A 14,928-nucleotide genomic window follows, 5' to 3' on the forward strand; every position below is an offset into this window, starting at 1 on the left:
GGCCCCGTGATCGACGGGCAACCGCTCGCCTGCTTTCAGCCTTTCATCGATACCGCCACGGGACGTATTGCAGGCGTTGAAGCCTTAGGTCGCCTGCGTCAGGCCGACGGCCAACTGGCTTCGGTCGGGCCGCTGTTCGCCGACCCTCGCACACCGGCCATTGCCCTGCGCCGCCTCGATCGACAGATTCGCGACAACGCGCTGAGCCGCCTGCATGAAGCCCCTGAAGACTGGTTTCTGAGCCTGAACATGTCGCCTCGCTGGATCAGTCGCCTGCGCGTCAATCAGGCTCTGCCCAGCCTCAAGCAACTGGCACGACACCATGTCGATCCGCAACGCATTGTGTTCGAGATCACCGAATTGGGTGGCAACATTCAGCGCTTGTCCGAAGTGGTCGCACGTTATCGCGAGGCGGGTGCTCGCATCGCCATTGATGACTTCGGTGCAGGCTATTCGCAGCTTGATCGGGTGCTGGCATTGCAGCCGGACATCCTCAAACTCGACATGCGCCTGTTTCAGGCTGCGGCACTGGGCGGGCCGAGCAGCGATGTGGTCAAGGCGCTGGCGCAGATGGCCGAAAAAACCGGCTGCTGGATCATTGCCGAAGGGGTCGAAACCGAAGCGCAGCTGAATTTTGCGCTCGAATGCGGTTCGCGCTACGTGCAAGGATTTCTGTTCGCCCGCGCGCAAGAAGCGTTCTTTGCCACCGATGCCTTTGTGCCGCGCTTTGCCGAACTGCGCCAGCGCTACGTTCGGCAGAAGCTCGCCGAACGCGGGCGCTTGATGCAGATGCGCCAGCAACTGGGCGAATTGATGGCGATCCTGCAGAACTGGGCTCAGGCCCACGCGCCACTCAGCGCACTGCCGCAACTGGAAGCCTTTCCCTGGCTGCTGCGCTTTTACCAATGCGACCGTCACGGCACACAATTGACGCCCAATCTGGAATGGCGGCAAAACGGCTGGTTCGCCGATAACCGTTATCTGGGCCACAACTGGTCGTGGCGTCCGTACTTCTATCACTTGCTGGCCGAGGGCTGGGAAGAGCGCCGCCTGACCCTGTCCAACACGTACCGCGACGCCACCAGCAATCAGTACTGCCTGACGGCGGGGCAGTTTTTCGACAACGGTGAACGACTGCTACTGATCGACATTGATGCCGCCGGCCTGTAGTTCTGCTTGCAGGGGGCTGCGCGAACCCGGAAGCTAGGGTCATTCAGTCACCCGACGGAGAGAATCAGCCTTGGATTGGCAAACCCTGCTCAACCGCGAACGCCTCGGAAAGCCGCTGCACAGCCCGCAAGAACTCGGCCGCAGCCCGTTCCACAAAGACCACGACCGCATCATTTTCTCCGGCGCATTCCGTCGACTGGGGCGCAAGACCCAGGTCCATCCGGTCACCAGCAACGATCACATTCACACGCGCCTGACCCACTCGCTGGAAGTGAGTTGCGTGGGCCGTTCGCTGGGCATGCGCGTCGGGGAAACCCTGCGCAGCGCGCTGCCCGAATGGTGCGATCCCAGTGACTTGGGCATGGTGGTGCAATCGGCCTGCCTGGCGCATGACATCGGTAACCCGCCGTTCGGTCATTCCGGCGAAGACGCGATCCGCCACTGGTTTCAACAAGCGGCCGGGCGTGGCTGGCTGGACGGCATGAGCGAGGCCGAGCGCGGCGACTTCCTGAACTTTGAAGGCAATGCTCAGGGTTTCCGGGTACTCACCCAACTGGAATATCACCAGTTCGATGGCGGCACACGCCTGACCTACGCGACCCTCGGCACTTACTTGAAGTATCCGTGGACGGCGCGCCACGCCGACTCCCTTGGTTACAAGAAACACAAGTTCGGCTGCTACCAGAGCGAACTGCCGCTGCTTGAACAAATCGCCCACAAACTCGGCCTGCCTCAGTTGGAAGACCAACGCTGGGCGCGTCATCCGTTGGTCTATCTGATGGAGGCCGCCGACGACATTTGCTACGCGTTGATCGATCTGGAAGACGGTCTGGAAATGGAGTTGCTGGAGTACGCCGAAGTCGAGTCGCTGCTGCTCGGTCTGGTCGGTGACGACCTGCCGGAAACCTATCGGCAACTCGGCCCGCAGGACTCGCGTCGACGCAAACTGGCGATTCTGCGCGGCAAGGCCATCGAGCATTTGACCAACGCCGCGGCGCGGGCATTTGTCGAACAGCAGGACGCGCTGCTCGCCGGCACTCTGCACGGTGATCTGGTGGAGCACATGCACGGCCCGGCCAAACGCTGCGTGCTGAATGCCAAAGACATCGCCCGTAAAAAGATCTTTCAGGATAAACGCAAGACGTTGCATGAAATCGGCGCTTACACCACGCTGGAAATCCTCCTCAACTCGTTCTGCGGCGCCGCCCTGGAACAGCACAACGGACGTACGCCGTCGTTCAAGAGCCGGCGCATTCTCGATTTGCTGGGCAATAATGCGCCGGATCCGCAAGGCTCTCTGCACACGTCATTCCTGCGCATGATCGACTTCATCGCGGGTATGACCGACAGCTACGCCAGCGACATGGCCCTGGAAATGACGGGCCGCTCCAGCCATTGAGCCACAGTGTTGTACCGGCGATTGCCGTCGGTACAACGCCTGCCCCTCCCCGACATCCCGCCTGACGTTATTAATGACTTAATAACAACTAATTAAAAAACTTGTCTTGCTTACGTGTGAACCGCCTCTCTCGTGGTCACTTTCTCTTTTACTTGTAGGATTAATCCTATATTGCCGCTAGAGCCAAGTCAGTCCATGCGACCGCTCAGTCATCTGAGCTAAGGTGCGCCCTTTATTCGCGCTTGTATGGGATTTGATCATGAACTCCGTTTTTATCGTCGACGACCACCCGGTCATCCGTCTTGCCGTTCGAATGCTCCTGGAACATGAAGGATATAAAGTCATTGGCGAGACGGATAACGGGGTCGATGCCATGCAAATGGTTCGAGAGTGCATGCCCGATCTGATCATTCTCGACATCAGCATTCCAAAGCTCGACGGTCTGGAGGTTCTGGCCCGTTTCAACGCCATGGGTTCCCCCATGAAAACCCTCGTCCTGACTGCACAATGCCCGACCCTGTTCGGGATTCGGTGCATGCAATCCGGTGCATCGGGTTATGTCTGCAAACAGGAAGACTTGAGTGAGCTGGTCAGCGCCATCAAGGCTGTGTTGTCCGGTTATAACTATTACCCGAGTCAGGCTTTGAACCCCGTTCGCAGTGATGACATTCGTTATGCCGAACTTGAACTATTCAAATCCGTCAATGACCGCGAATTAATGGTATTGCAACTTTTTGCTCAAGGCCGCACCAACAAGGAAATAGCCAAGGGTATGTTTCTGAGCAATAAGACTGTCAGCACTTATAAAAAACGCCTGATGCAAAAACTTAAAGCCAGATCCCTTGTTGAACTGATTGAAATGGCCAAACGCAACGCACTCGTGTGAGAACTGCCATGTCGAGCCGCTTGAAGGACTTCCTGACTGTTCTGGGTTTTGCCCTCGTCCTGAGTGCCCAGACGTCTACCGCATCGGATGTCCCGCGCAGTTATTCCCTGCTGGGGCGTTCCGCTGGAATTTCGGTGCCGGTGACGTTTGATGCGGCGCAAAGGCACTGGCTGCAATCGCGCAGCGAACTGGTGCTGGGAGCCTCCGCCCCCGATTATCCGCCGTTCGACATGACCGTCAGCGGTCGCGATTACGAAGGCTTGACCGCCGACTACGCTGAACTCCTCAGTCGGGCCACCGGGTTGCCGGTCAAGGTTCAACGTTTTCCCTCTCGAGACTCGGCCGTACAGGCGCTGGTCGACGGCGAAGTGGATCTGCTCGGAACGGCCAACGGCTTCGAAGCCAGTAATCAACAAGTGCTGTTGTCCCGGCCATACGCAATCGATCAGCCAGTCCTTGTCACCCGCGATGGTGAAACGCGCTCACTGAGCAACGGCCTGGCGGGGCTGCGATTGAGCATGGTCTATCACTACCTGCCGCTGGACGAAGTCAAGGCGCTGTATCCCAAAGCCCTGATTACCTCATACCCGTCCTACCAGAATGCGATCAATGCGGTTGCGTTCGATCAGGCCGACGTATTTCTCGGCGACACCATTTCCACGCACTACATGATCAACAAGGGTTACCTGAACAACATTCGCATGGCCAATTTCGGTAAACACGAAGCCCACGGCTTCAGCTTTGCGGTCAATCGCGACAACGCGCCACTGCTCGACATCCTCAATACCGTGCTCGCCGCAGTCCCCGGCAGTGAACGCGACACCATTGCCAAACGCTGGAGCGCCGGCAGCGATCTGTTGCTGACCGATCAGAAGCTGCAATTGACCCATCGCGAAGAAGACTGGCTCAAACAACATCCGGTCGTGCGCGTGGTGGTCAATGAAGCTTTTGCGCCACTGACGTTTTTCGACAGCAACGGCAACTTTCGCGGCATCAGTGCCGACTTGCTGGAAATCATCCGCCTGCGTACCGGACTGCGCTTCGACATCATCCGTAGCCGTGACGACGCGGAAATGGTCGAGAAGGTCGACACGGGTCAAGCCGACCTCATCGCCGCTTTATTGCCCAGTACGCAACGCGAGGCATCGCTGAACTTCAGTCGCCCCTATCTCGAGAATTCATATGTGCTGCTGACGCAAAAGAGCGCGGACAGCCCCACGCATCTCGGGCAACTCAAGGGCAAGTCACTGGCGATTGCCCACGGCAGCCCGATGGTCGAGTACCTGCGTCGCGAGTTTCCACGCATTCAACTGATCGAAACCCCGGACACCTTCAGTGCCGTAAGCCTGCTCGCCGAAAACCGTGCAGACGGGGCGGTCAACTCTCTGGTGATCGCCAACTACTTCATCTCTTCGCGGATCTTCGAGCACCCGCTGCAAATCACCAACACGATTGGCACGGGTCAGGCGGCCTTTTCCCTGGCAACCGCCCGAAACAACACCGAACTGGCCTCGATCATCGACAAAGCCCTACTGAGCATCGCCCCGGAAGAGCTGGGCATCATCAATGGGCGCTGGCGAGGTTATTCGACGGAATCGCAAAACACCTGGCACCGCTACCAGCGACTGTTCTATCAGGTGGTGTTCGCAGTCTGCGTGCTTCTGCTGCTGTCACTGGCCTGGAACGCCTATATGCGTCGGCAGATCAAGCAGCGTCAGGCCGCCGAGCGAGCGTTGAACGATCAGTTCGAATTCATGCGCTCGCTGGTCAACGGCACGCCGCACCCCATTTATGTCCGCGACTGCAAAGGTTTGCTGCAGAGCTGCAACGACAGTTATCTCGAAGCGTTCAACGCCAGACGCGAGGACGTCATCGGCAAAAGTGTCATGCAGGGTGCGCTGACCAATGCCTTCGAAGCCCAGACATTTCAAGCGGATTACCAGCGCGTGGTGGCCGAGGGTAAACCGTTGGTTCTGGACCGACCGCTGCAAATCGGTCATCGCAAACTGACGATCTACCACTGGATCCTGCCCTACCGCGATTCCAGCGGTGACGTTCAAGGCATCATTGGCGGCTGGATCGACATCAGCGAACGTCGCCAATTGTTCGATGAACTGTGCTCGGCCAAGGAGCGTGCCGACGATGCCAATCGCGCCAAAAGCACTTTTCTGGCAACCATGAGCCACGAAATCCGCACCCCGATGAATGCCGTGATCGGCCTGCTCGAACTGACCCTCAAGCGCATGAGCCAGAATCATCCGGATCGCTCCTCCATCGACACGGCCTACCATTCGGCCAAGGATCTGCTGGACCTGATTGGCGACATTCTCGATATCGCACGCATCGAATCGGGGCACATGACGCTCAGCCCGCAACGGGTCAGTCTGGTCGGGACGGTCACCGCCGTGACACGGATTTTCGAAGGGCTGGCGCGGCAGAAAAACCTCGATCTGCAGTTGATCCTCAACCCTCCCGGGCTGGCAGTCGATGTTTGCCTCGATCCGCTGAGGTTCAAGCAGATCCTCTCCAACCTGATCAGCAACGCCATCAAGTTCACGGTTCAGGGTCGGGTGCGGATAACCCTTGAACTGCTCGACACCAAGGTTGCACACCGCTCAATCATTCAGTTGACGGTGCAGGACAGTGGCGTTGGCATCAATGCCGAGGATCAGCAACGCCTGTTCAAGCCCTTCGCCCAAGCGGACAACAGCAGCCAGCAACCCCGTAGCGGCGCGGGTTTGGGCTTGGTGATAAGCCGCAGTCTGTGCGAGATGATGGGCGGACAGTTGCAGTTGAGCAGTCAACTGGGCATTGGCACACAAGTGGCTGTGTCGTTGCCGGTCGAGACCCTGCCGGCAGAAGTCATCCCGCAGAAAAGCGAGCCTTTGATCGAGAAATCTTCCATAAAACTGCGGGTTCTGGTGGTTGACGATCACCCGGCCAATCGCCTGCTGATGTGTCAGCAACTGGAGTTCCTCGGCCATGATTTCTGCATTGCCGAAGAGGGCCTGCATGGGTTCGAGCTGTGGAAAAGCGGACGCTTCGATCTCGTGGTCGCCGACTGCAACATGCCCTTGATGAACGGCTATGACCTGACCCGGGCCATCCGTCGACACGAACAACAGACCCGACAAGCGCCCTGCACGGTTCTGGGCTTCACCGCCAATGCGCAACCCGAAGAGGTCGAGCGCTGCAAACAGGCGGGCATGAACGATTGCCTGTTCAAACCGTTGTCCCTGAGCGTGCTGAGCCAGTGGGTCAACAGTGTCAAACCGTCGTCCACTGCGGCGGTGTTCAATCTGCATGGACTCAACGCGCTGACCGGAGCCAGCCCGGTACAGACGCAAAGACTGCTGGCCGAACTGCTCAAAAGTAACCGCACCGATCGTCTAGAACTGATGTCGCTGAAGCCTTTCACCGATCATCAGGCGCTGGCCGACGTCGCCCACAAAATCAAAGGCGCGGCGCGCATCGCTCAGGCCACGCGGGTGATCGAATGCTGCGATGCGCTTGAACAGGCCTGCCAGCAGGCGTTATCTGCAGATTTGCTGACCCGGCATTGTGAAGCGGGCAATCTGGCCATGCTCGAACTGGAGCAGGCATTGCAGCAACAAATGACCGAAGTCGGGCAAGGCAGATTGGGCGAGCCTTAACTATGCTTGGGCGCTGAGCAGTGAGTTAATCATTATGGAGAGTCAGCAATGCCCAGCCCACTGCGCCCGGAACAACGCCGGTTTCCTCTGCATGTGCACATCAGCGTCATGTTCACCTTTCTGCTGCTGCTCACCGGCGTGGTGCTGGGACTGTTCAATTATCGCCAGACCACGCAGATCATTCTGTCGAGCAGCGAAAAACTGTTCGGTCGCATCGAACAGGACGTTCGCCTCGATCTACACGCGACGTATCAACCCATCCGCCATTTGCTGAGTCTGCTGGCACAAGCGCCGGCGGCTCAGGCGCCAGCCCTTGAGCAACGCCTGGCCTTGCTCAAGCCGTTCAGCCAGTCACTGACCGACAACCCCGATCTGGCCTCGCTGTATCTGGGTTATGCCAACGGCGACTTTTTCATGGTGCGGCCACTGCGCAGCGCCGCACTGAAAACCCTGCTCAAGGCTCCGGACGCGGCGGCCTATCAGGTCTGGAGCATCGAGCATGGCGAGCACGGCGTACCGCACTCGCAATCGCTGTACTTCGATCAGGCATTGAACCCGATCGGTCAGCAGGAAAACCCCGACGATCGCTACGATCCGCGCAGCCGGGGGTGGTTCACCAGCGCACGCGAGCAGGACGACCAGATCACCACCGAGCCGTACGTGTTTTTCTCGACCCACAACGTCGGCACGACATTAGCCCGGCGCAGTGGCGAACAAGCCGTGATCGGCGCTGACCTGACCCTCGCCGCGCTGTCCGCGACGTTGAGCAAGCACGTCGTGACACCCTCCACTGAAATCGTCCTGTTCGATACCGACGGCAACGCCGTGGCGTATCCCGACAGCGACCGTTTGATCGTCGACGACCGCACTGCGCGCCTGGCCAGAGCCGCCGACCTCAGCCCCGTCCTGCATGCGCTGCTCTCGACCGCCACCGCCGGAAATCGTCTGGAAGTCGACGGTCGCCAGTGGATCATCGCCCGCAGCAGCCTGCAGGAAGGCGGGCCGAAAGGGTTGCAGATGGCCTTGCTGGTGCCGGAGGACGAGTTGTTGGTCGATGCCTACCGCATGCGCTGGCAAGGTGCATTGGTGACCCTTGCCACGCTGTTGTTGTGCCTGCCGCTGGGTTGGCTGACCTCGCGGGTTCTGGTCAAACCGTTACGTGCACTGGTCAAAGAGGCGGACGCGATTCGCAGCTTCGACTTCAATTTCCCGGTCACGCGCCGCTCGCCGGTACTCGAAGTCGACCAATTGAGCATTTCGATGGCGCGCATGAAGGAAACCCTCGCCAGTTTCTTTCGCATCACCGACAGCCTCAGCGCCGAAACGCGTTTTGCCCCACTGCTGCAGAAAGTACTGTTTGAAACCGTGCAGATTGCTCAGGCTCAGGCAGGCCTGATCTACCTGCGTGAAAGCGACGGCAATCGTGTGCAGCCCTATGGACTGGTGGTCAACGGCACCTCCCGGCCACTGTCCGCGTTCGATGTTCAGGGCCATGATCTACAGGCAAGCCAGAGCCCGGCGTGGCTGCAACAATTGGCGACGGCCGACAACGTGGTCAGTGATCTGGGTTTCGATCAGGCCGGCGATCTGCAAAAAGTGCTGCTGGCTATGGAATCTCCACGTGTGCACCTGATCGGCATTCGCCTGCACAACCGTCACAACGAGACCATCGGCCTGCTGATTCTGCTGGTCAATGACAGCGGCACCCCGGCCGACCTGGAGAAAACCCGTCCCGACCGCATTGCGTTTCTGCAGGCCGTATCGGGGGCAGCTGCGGTCAGTATTGAAAGTCAGCGGCTGCAAGCCAGACAGAAGCAATTGATGGACGCGTTCATTCAGTTGGTGGCCGGAGCCATCGACGCCAAGAGCCCGTACACCGGTGGCCATTGCCAGCGAGTGCCGGAACTGACCCTGATGATCGCCCAGGCCGCAGCGGCCAGTCAGGCCCCCGCTTTCAGTGCCTACCAGCCTGACGAGGACGAATGGGAAGCCTTGCATATCGCCGCGTGGCTGCACGACTGCGGCAAGGTCACGACCCCGGAATACGTGGTCGACAAAGCCACCAAACTGGAAACGATCAATGACCGCATCCACGAAATCCGCACCCGTTTCGAGGTGCTCAAGCGTGATGCCTGGGTCAGTTACTGGCAGGGTGTAGCGATGGGCGGCGATGAACATTCGCTAGCGCAACTGCGCGACGTCACGCTGGCCGCGCTGGATGATGATTTTGCCTTTGTCGCCCATTGCAATCTGGGCGGTGAAGCGATGGCCGACGCCGACCTGCAACGTCTCAGCCTCATCGCTCAACGCCACTGGACGCGTACGCTGGATGATCGACTGGGCGTGTCATGGGAGGAAAACCGGCGTCAGACGCGAACCGCCGCGCCGACACTGCCGGTCACCGAGCCGTTGCTGGCCGACAAACCGGAGCACTTGATCGAACGCCTGGAAAGCGAACTGATCGCCGAAGACAATCCGTGGGGTTTCAAGCTTGAAGTGCCGTTACACAAATACAACCGTGGCGAGCTGTATAACCTGAGTATTACCCGCGGCACCCTGACGCGCGAGGAACGCTACATCATCAACCACCACATAGTGCAAACGATCCTGATGCTCAGTCACCTGCCCTTCCCGGGTCATCTGGCCAACGTCGCGGAAATCGCCGGCGGTCATCACGAAAAAATGGACGGCACCGGTTACCCCAAACGCTTGAAACGCGAAGAGATGAGCCTGCCGGCACGAATGATGGCGATTGCCGATATTTTCGAAGCGTTGACCGCGGCGGATCGCCCGTACAAGAAAGCCAAGTCAATGAGCGAGGCCTTGGGGATCATGGCCAACATGTGCCGCGAGGCGCATATCGATCCGGACCTGTTCGGGCTGTTCATCAACGACAGGATCTACCTGCAATACGCCGCGCGTTTTCTCGATCCGAGGCAGGTCGATACGGTGGATCCGGCCAGCCTGCTGCACAAGGCTGGCCTGAGCGCGTGATCAGCAGTCGGTCAGGCGCAGGAAGATCGCAGCCAGTTGCTCGATACCAGCCTGGTCATCTGCGCCGAAGCGGGCGAGTTTCGGGCTGTCGAGATCGAGCACGCCAATCAGGCGACCATCCTTGATCAGAGGCACCACCAGTTCGCTGTTCGACGCACTGTCGCAAGCGATGTGGCCAGGAAACGCATGAACGTCCTCGACCCGCTGGGTTTGCCGACTGGCCGCCGCCGCGCCGCAGACACCGCGACCAAAAGGAATGCGCACACACGCGATCTGGCCCTGGAACGGGCCAAGCACCAGTTCTTCATTGCGATTGAGGTAAAACCCGGCCCAGTTGAGATCGTCGAGCTGGTTGTACAGGAACGCCGAAAACTGTGCGGCGTTGGCAATGAAATCGCGCTCGTCCGCCAGTAGCGACTCCAGTTGCGCGGCCAACATGCCATAGCCTTCCAGTCCCTGGCCGCTTTGTTGCAAATCAATCATGCCTTGTGCTCCAACAATTTCAGTCCCACCCAATAACGGGCGAATTGGTACGCGCAACGTCCGTTGCGATTGCCGCGGCCGGTGGCCCAGCGCACGGCGAGGATGTCCAGCGCTTCGTCACGCTGCCAGCTCAAACCGGCCTTGGCCGCCAACTGGCCGATCCAGTGTTCAACGACGTTGAGGAAATGTTCTTGGGTAAACGGGTAAAACGACAGCCACAGGCCGAAACGGTCCGACAGCGCGATTTTGTCTTCCACCGCTTCGCTCGGGTGCAATTCGCCATCGACGCGTTTCCAGTTTTCGTTGTCGCTTTCCTTCTCCGGCACCAAGTGGCGACGGTTGGAAGTGGCGTACAGCAAAACGTTGTCCGGCGCCTGCTCCAGCGAGCCGTCGAGCACGCTTTTCAACACGCGGTAATCGCCTTCGCCAGACTCGAACGACAAATCATCACAGAACAGCACGAAACGCTGCGGCAGCTTGGCGATCTGTTCGACCACCCGTGGCAGGTCGGCCAAGTGATCGCGCTCGATTTCGATCAGGCGCAATCCGGCCTTGGCGTGCTCGGCCAGCAGCGCCCGCACCAGCGAGGATTTGCCGGTCCCGCGAGAGCCCCACAACAACGCATGGTTGGCGGGCATGCCGTCGAGAAACTGTTGTGTGTTGCGCCCCAGTTGCTCCAGTTGCCGATCGACCCCGATCAGGTCGGACAGGCGCATGTCGAGGCTGACTTCCAGGGGCAGCAGATAGCCGCTGCGACCATCGCGCTGCCAGCGCGCGGCGAGGCACGTGTTCCAGTCGATAAGCGGACGCGGCGCCGGCAGCAGCGGCTCGATCCGCGCCAGAACCGACTCGGCGCGTTCAAGAAAAGCATTCAATCGGGAATCCACGTCTTCTCCTCGGGCACGTTCACAGTGATGATGGCGATACAGCGACGACTCACAGACCTCAAATCCGTTCTGCGCCCTTGTTACAAGGCGATTCGGGAACCTCGGAATCGATACATGATCGACTATGCTTGAGCAGCGAAGGGAAACGGAAGTGGTTCAACACCCCATGGATATCAAATTCACCCACCGGCTGTCTTACAAGCAAGCCAGGCTTACCGTGCTGGTCGGGTTCATTCTGGGCACGCTGCTCAGCCTGCTGCAAATCGGCATCGATTATGCCAGTGAAGACGCCTCCATCAACCGTGAAATCCTCTCGTTGCTGGAAATCAGCCACAATCCGGCCTCGCGTATCGCCTACAACATCGACGCAGAACTGGCGCAGGAACTCACGCTGGGTCTGTTGCGCTCGCCAGCGATCATTTCCGCTCACCTGACCGACAACAACAATACCGTGCTGGCCAGCGTCAAACGCCCCGAGTCGCAAAGCAATTACCGGGTCATCAGCGACTTTCTGTTCGGCGCCAAACGCCAGTTCGAAGACCGCCTCTATCTCGACCACTTGCCCAACGAATCCCTCGGCGTACTCAGCCTGGAAGTCGACACCTTTGCCTTCGGCAGCCGTTTTCTGCGGCGGGCCGAAGTCACCCTGCTCAATGGCTTCGCCCGCAGCCTGATTCTGACCGGCATCCTGCTCGCGCTGTTTTACGTGATGCTGACCAAGCCGCTGGTGCGGGTGATTCGTGAACTCAGCGGCCGCGATCCGCGCAGCGCCGAACCGACAACGCTTGAATGCCCGGCCGGGCACGGCAACGACGAGATCGGCGTGCTGGTCAAAGTCGCCAATCAGCAATTCGAAAACATTGCCACGGAAATCCAGCAGCGACGCAACGCCGAAAACCGTTTGACCGATTACCTCGGCCAACTGGAGAACATCGTCTCGGCGCGCACCGCTGAACTCAAAGCCATCAACGCCCGGCTCAGCCAGTCCAATCAGGAACTGGAAGTCGCCCGCAGCACGGCGCTGGACATGGCTGAAGCCCGCTCGGCGTTTCTCGCCAACATGAGCCATGAGATCCGCACGCCGCTCAACGGTTTGCTGGGGATGATCGCACTGTCACTCGACGGCCCGTTGAACGCCGAACAGCAGCAACAGCTGTCCATCGCGCATGACTCGGGCAAGGTGCTGGTGGAACTGCTCAACGATATTCTCGACCTGTCGAAATTCGATGCCGGGCAACTGGAGCTTGAGCACATTCCGTTCGACCTCGGCTCGCTGATCGAAGACACCGCCAACCTGCTGTCTCAGAACGCCGCGCCCAGTGTCGAACTGACCTGCCTGATTGATCCGCAGTTTCCTGCGCTGGTACTCGGCGATCCGACCCGGGTTCGGCAAATCGTCAGCAACCTGCTGTCCAATGCGCTGAAATTCACTCGTTTCGGGCGCGTCGATGTGCGCTTGTCGACCTGCAACGAAGGCGTGCGCATCGAAGTCTGTGACACCGGGATCGGCATCGCCCAGGACGCGCAGGTGAAAATCTTCCAGCCGTTCACGCAGGCTGGCGCCGGCATTACCCGCCAGTACGGCGGCACCGGCCTGGGACTGGCCCTGACCTATAACCTCTGCGAGGCGATGCAGGGACGCCTGACTATCAGTTCCGAAGCCGGTTTCGGCAGCCAGTTCTGCGCCGACCTGCCGCTGCCGTGCCACACCCGCGCGGTGCCCACGCCGCCGCTGCAAGGCAAAGTCCTCGCGATCACCGCCAGCAGCAGTGGTCTGGCAGAGTTGTTGAAAAGCTTGCTGCCGGTGTGGGGTCTTGAATATGAGCAACGCACCATCGACGACTCATTGCTGGGGCTGACCCCGGACGTGTTGATCACCGATTGCCCCGAGTGTCTGTTCGGTCTGCGCCCGACGCTCAATGCGCCGATTTTGCTGGTCACCGCCTACGGCAGTTTCCTGCCCAGCGAAGAAGCCGCCGCCCTCGCCCCGCTGCAGCAACAGGCGCGGCCGCTGGCGCGCAATGCGCTGTACCAGAACCTGCGGCGAATCCTGCAACCGGACATCACGCCTCCCGACGACGCACGCCTTGAAACCTCGCCATCGCAGCGACGCGGGCGAGTACTGCTGGTCGAGGACAATCCGGTCAATCAACTGGTGGCCAAAGGCATGCTCGGCAAGCTCGGCTGCGAGGTGGTGGTTGCCAGCCACGGCGCCGAAGCGCTGGATCAACTGGAGTTCCACGAATTCGACATGGTGCTGATGGACTGCAACATGCCGGTCATGGACGGCTACGAAGCGAGCCGGCAGATTCGCCAGAGCGGGCGGTGGCCGAACCTGCCCATCGTTGCCCTGACCGCCAACGCCATGTCCGAAGAGCGCGAGCGCTGCCGCGCGGCGGGCATGAGCGACTATCTGGCCAAGCCGTTTCGCCGCGAAGAACTCGCCGCGCTACTGGATCAATGGATCCCGACTACGACAACGCCTTGATTTGCCAGAGCAAGTGATCGAGGCCGTCGCGCAATTCGTTGAGCCGATCCAGATCGACCCCGCTGTCACACAGCAGGCGACTCTTCAACGGCCCGACTTGCTCGCGCAACGTTTGCCCTGCCGACGTGAGGCTCAAGTGAACCTCACGCTCGTCGCGCGCCGAGCGCCGACGCTGAACCAGTTGCAACTGCTGCAGACGCTTGAGCAGCGGCGTCAGCGTGCCGGAATCCAGCGCCAGACGTTCGCCCAAGGCTTTCACCGTAGGCTGCTCCGGCGCGTTGTCCTGCCATTCCCACAACACCAGCATCGCCAGGTACTGCGGGTAAGTCAGGCCAAGCTGGTCGAGCATAGGCTTGTAAGCGCGAATCACCGCCCGGGATGCGGCGTACAACTTGAAGCACAACTGACTGTCGAGCTTCAGCGAATCAACGGGCAGGCTGTTCATTTGAGCAGGGCTTCAATCTCGCGGCTCAGGTCCTGCGGCTTGGTGGCCGGGGCGAAACGCTTGACCAACTGGCCGTCCTTGCCGATCAGGAACTTGGTGAAGTTCCACTTGATGCCTTGGGAACCGAGCACGCCCGGAGCGCGTTTCTTCAACTGCACGAACAGCGGATGGGCGCCGGCGCCGTTGACGTCGATTTTCTTGAACAGCGGGAAGCTGACGCCGTAATTCAACTCACAAAACTCGCTGATCGCGCCTTCGTTACCCGGCTCTTGCTTGCCGAACTGATTGCACGGAAAGCCCAGCACCACCAGACCCTGATCCTTGTAGGTCTGCCACAGTTCTTCCAGGCCTTTGTATTGCGGGGTGAAACCGCATTTGCTGGCGGTGTTGACCACCAGAACCGCCTTGCCGGCAAAGTCAGACAGGGTCTTTTGCTCACCTTTGATGGTGGTGACGGGAATATTCAGCAGGTTGTCGCTCATCGGACTGGCTCCATTGGAAGTCGAGACCCTGAAACATAGCG

10 protein-coding genes are annotated in these 14,928 nt (G+C 59.6%); 6 read left to right on the forward strand and 4 right to left on the reverse strand.

All coding sequences use genetic code 11. The features are described 5' to 3' along the window. The first annotated feature begins 6 nt into the window (after positions 1-6). The 5 genes from F2P67_RS23455 (at position 7) to F2P67_RS23475 (ending at position 10,102) form a co-directional block, all read left to right on the forward strand. Positions 7-1,170, forward strand: coding sequence for an EAL domain-containing protein (locus tag F2P67_RS23455; protein WP_166224353.1), 1,164 nt, complete (start codon positions 7-9; stop codon positions 1,168-1,170). 70 nt (positions 1,171-1,240) lie between these two features. Then, positions 1,241-2,569: a deoxyguanosinetriphosphate triphosphohydrolase gene (locus tag F2P67_RS23460; protein ID WP_166224356.1), complete on the forward strand. Its 1,329-nt coding sequence runs from the start codon at positions 1,241-1,243 to the stop codon at positions 2,567-2,569. A gap of 259 nt (positions 2,570-2,828) precedes the next feature. Continuing rightward, complete coding sequence (locus F2P67_RS23465) at positions 2,829-3,455, forward strand: response regulator transcription factor (protein ID WP_166224359.1); 627 nt, start codon at positions 2,829-2,831, stop codon at positions 3,453-3,455. Positions 3,456-3,463: 8 nt separating this feature from the next. After that, positions 3,464-7,108: a transporter substrate-binding domain-containing protein gene (locus F2P67_RS23470; RefSeq protein WP_166224361.1), complete on the forward strand. Its 3,645-nt coding sequence runs from the start codon at positions 3,464-3,466 to the stop codon at positions 7,106-7,108. 48 nt (positions 7,109-7,156) lie between these two features. Beyond that, complete coding sequence (locus F2P67_RS23475; protein WP_166224364.1) at positions 7,157-10,102, forward strand: HD domain-containing phosphohydrolase; 2,946 nt, start codon at positions 7,157-7,159, stop codon at positions 10,100-10,102. On the opposite strand, the gene F2P67_RS23480 is transcribed toward F2P67_RS23475, so the two are convergent. Beyond that, a complete protein-coding gene (locus tag F2P67_RS23480; protein WP_166224367.1) occupies positions 10,103-10,585 on the reverse strand; it encodes a GAF domain-containing protein in 483 nt (160 codons plus the stop codon). It abuts the gene before it with no gap. Beyond that, complete coding sequence (locus F2P67_RS23485) at positions 10,582-11,472, reverse strand: ATP-binding protein (RefSeq protein ID WP_108592444.1); 891 nt, start codon at positions 11,470-11,472, stop codon at positions 10,582-10,584. The genes F2P67_RS23480 and F2P67_RS23485 overlap by 4 nt, the downstream gene beginning before the upstream one ends. A gap of 166 nt (positions 11,473-11,638) precedes the next feature. Here F2P67_RS23485 and F2P67_RS23490 point away from each other — a divergent pair, with 166 nt between their 5' ends. Continuing rightward, the gene (locus F2P67_RS23490) at positions 11,639-13,960 is read left to right on the forward strand and encodes a hybrid sensor histidine kinase/response regulator (protein ID WP_166224370.1); all 2,322 of its coding nucleotides are present in this window, start codon (positions 11,639-11,641) and stop codon (positions 13,958-13,960) included. Here F2P67_RS23490 and F2P67_RS23495 read toward each other — a convergent pair. Both F2P67_RS23495 and F2P67_RS23500 read right to left on the reverse strand, forming a co-directional pair. Further along, a complete protein-coding gene (locus F2P67_RS23495) occupies positions 13,944-14,405 on the reverse strand; it encodes a MarR family winged helix-turn-helix transcriptional regulator (protein WP_166224373.1) in 462 nt (153 codons plus the stop codon). The genes F2P67_RS23490 and F2P67_RS23495 overlap by 17 nt on opposite strands. After that, positions 14,402-14,887, reverse strand: coding sequence for a glutathione peroxidase (locus F2P67_RS23500; protein WP_166224376.1), 486 nt, complete (start codon positions 14,885-14,887; stop codon positions 14,402-14,404). The genes F2P67_RS23495 and F2P67_RS23500 overlap by 4 nt, the downstream gene beginning before the upstream one ends. Between the last annotated feature and the right edge of the window lie 41 nt (positions 14,888-14,928).

The sequence above is a fragment of the Pseudomonas atagonensis genome, assembly GCF_011369485.1.
GTDB classification, from domain to species: Bacteria; Pseudomonadota; Gammaproteobacteria; order Pseudomonadales; family Pseudomonadaceae; genus Aquipseudomonas; species Aquipseudomonas atagonensis.

Excerpts from the sequence above, each read along its gene's own strand:
- F2P67_RS23465 (WP_166224359.1), top strand. The coding sequence starts at position 2,829 with ATGAACTCCGTTTTTATCGTCGACGACCACCCGGTCATCCGTCTTGCC.
- F2P67_RS23470 (WP_166224361.1), top strand. The coding sequence starts at position 3,464 with ATGTCGAGCCGCTTGAAGGACTTCCTGACTGTTCTGGGTTTTGCCCTC.
- F2P67_RS23475 (WP_166224364.1), top strand. The coding sequence starts at position 7,157 with ATGCCCAGCCCACTGCGCCCGGAACAACGCCGGTTTCCTCTGCATGTG.
- F2P67_RS23480 (WP_166224367.1), bottom strand. The coding sequence starts at position 10,585 with ATGATTGATTTGCAACAAAGCGGCCAGGGACTGGAAGGCTATGGCATG.
- F2P67_RS23490 (WP_166224370.1), top strand. The coding sequence starts at position 11,639 with ATGGATATCAAATTCACCCACCGGCTGTCTTACAAGCAAGCCAGGCTT.
- F2P67_RS23495 (WP_166224373.1), bottom strand. The coding sequence starts at position 14,405 with ATGAACAGCCTGCCCGTTGATTCGCTGAAGCTCGACAGTCAGTTGTGC.
- F2P67_RS23500 (WP_166224376.1), bottom strand. The coding sequence starts at position 14,887 with ATGAGCGACAACCTGCTGAATATTCCCGTCACCACCATCAAAGGTGAG.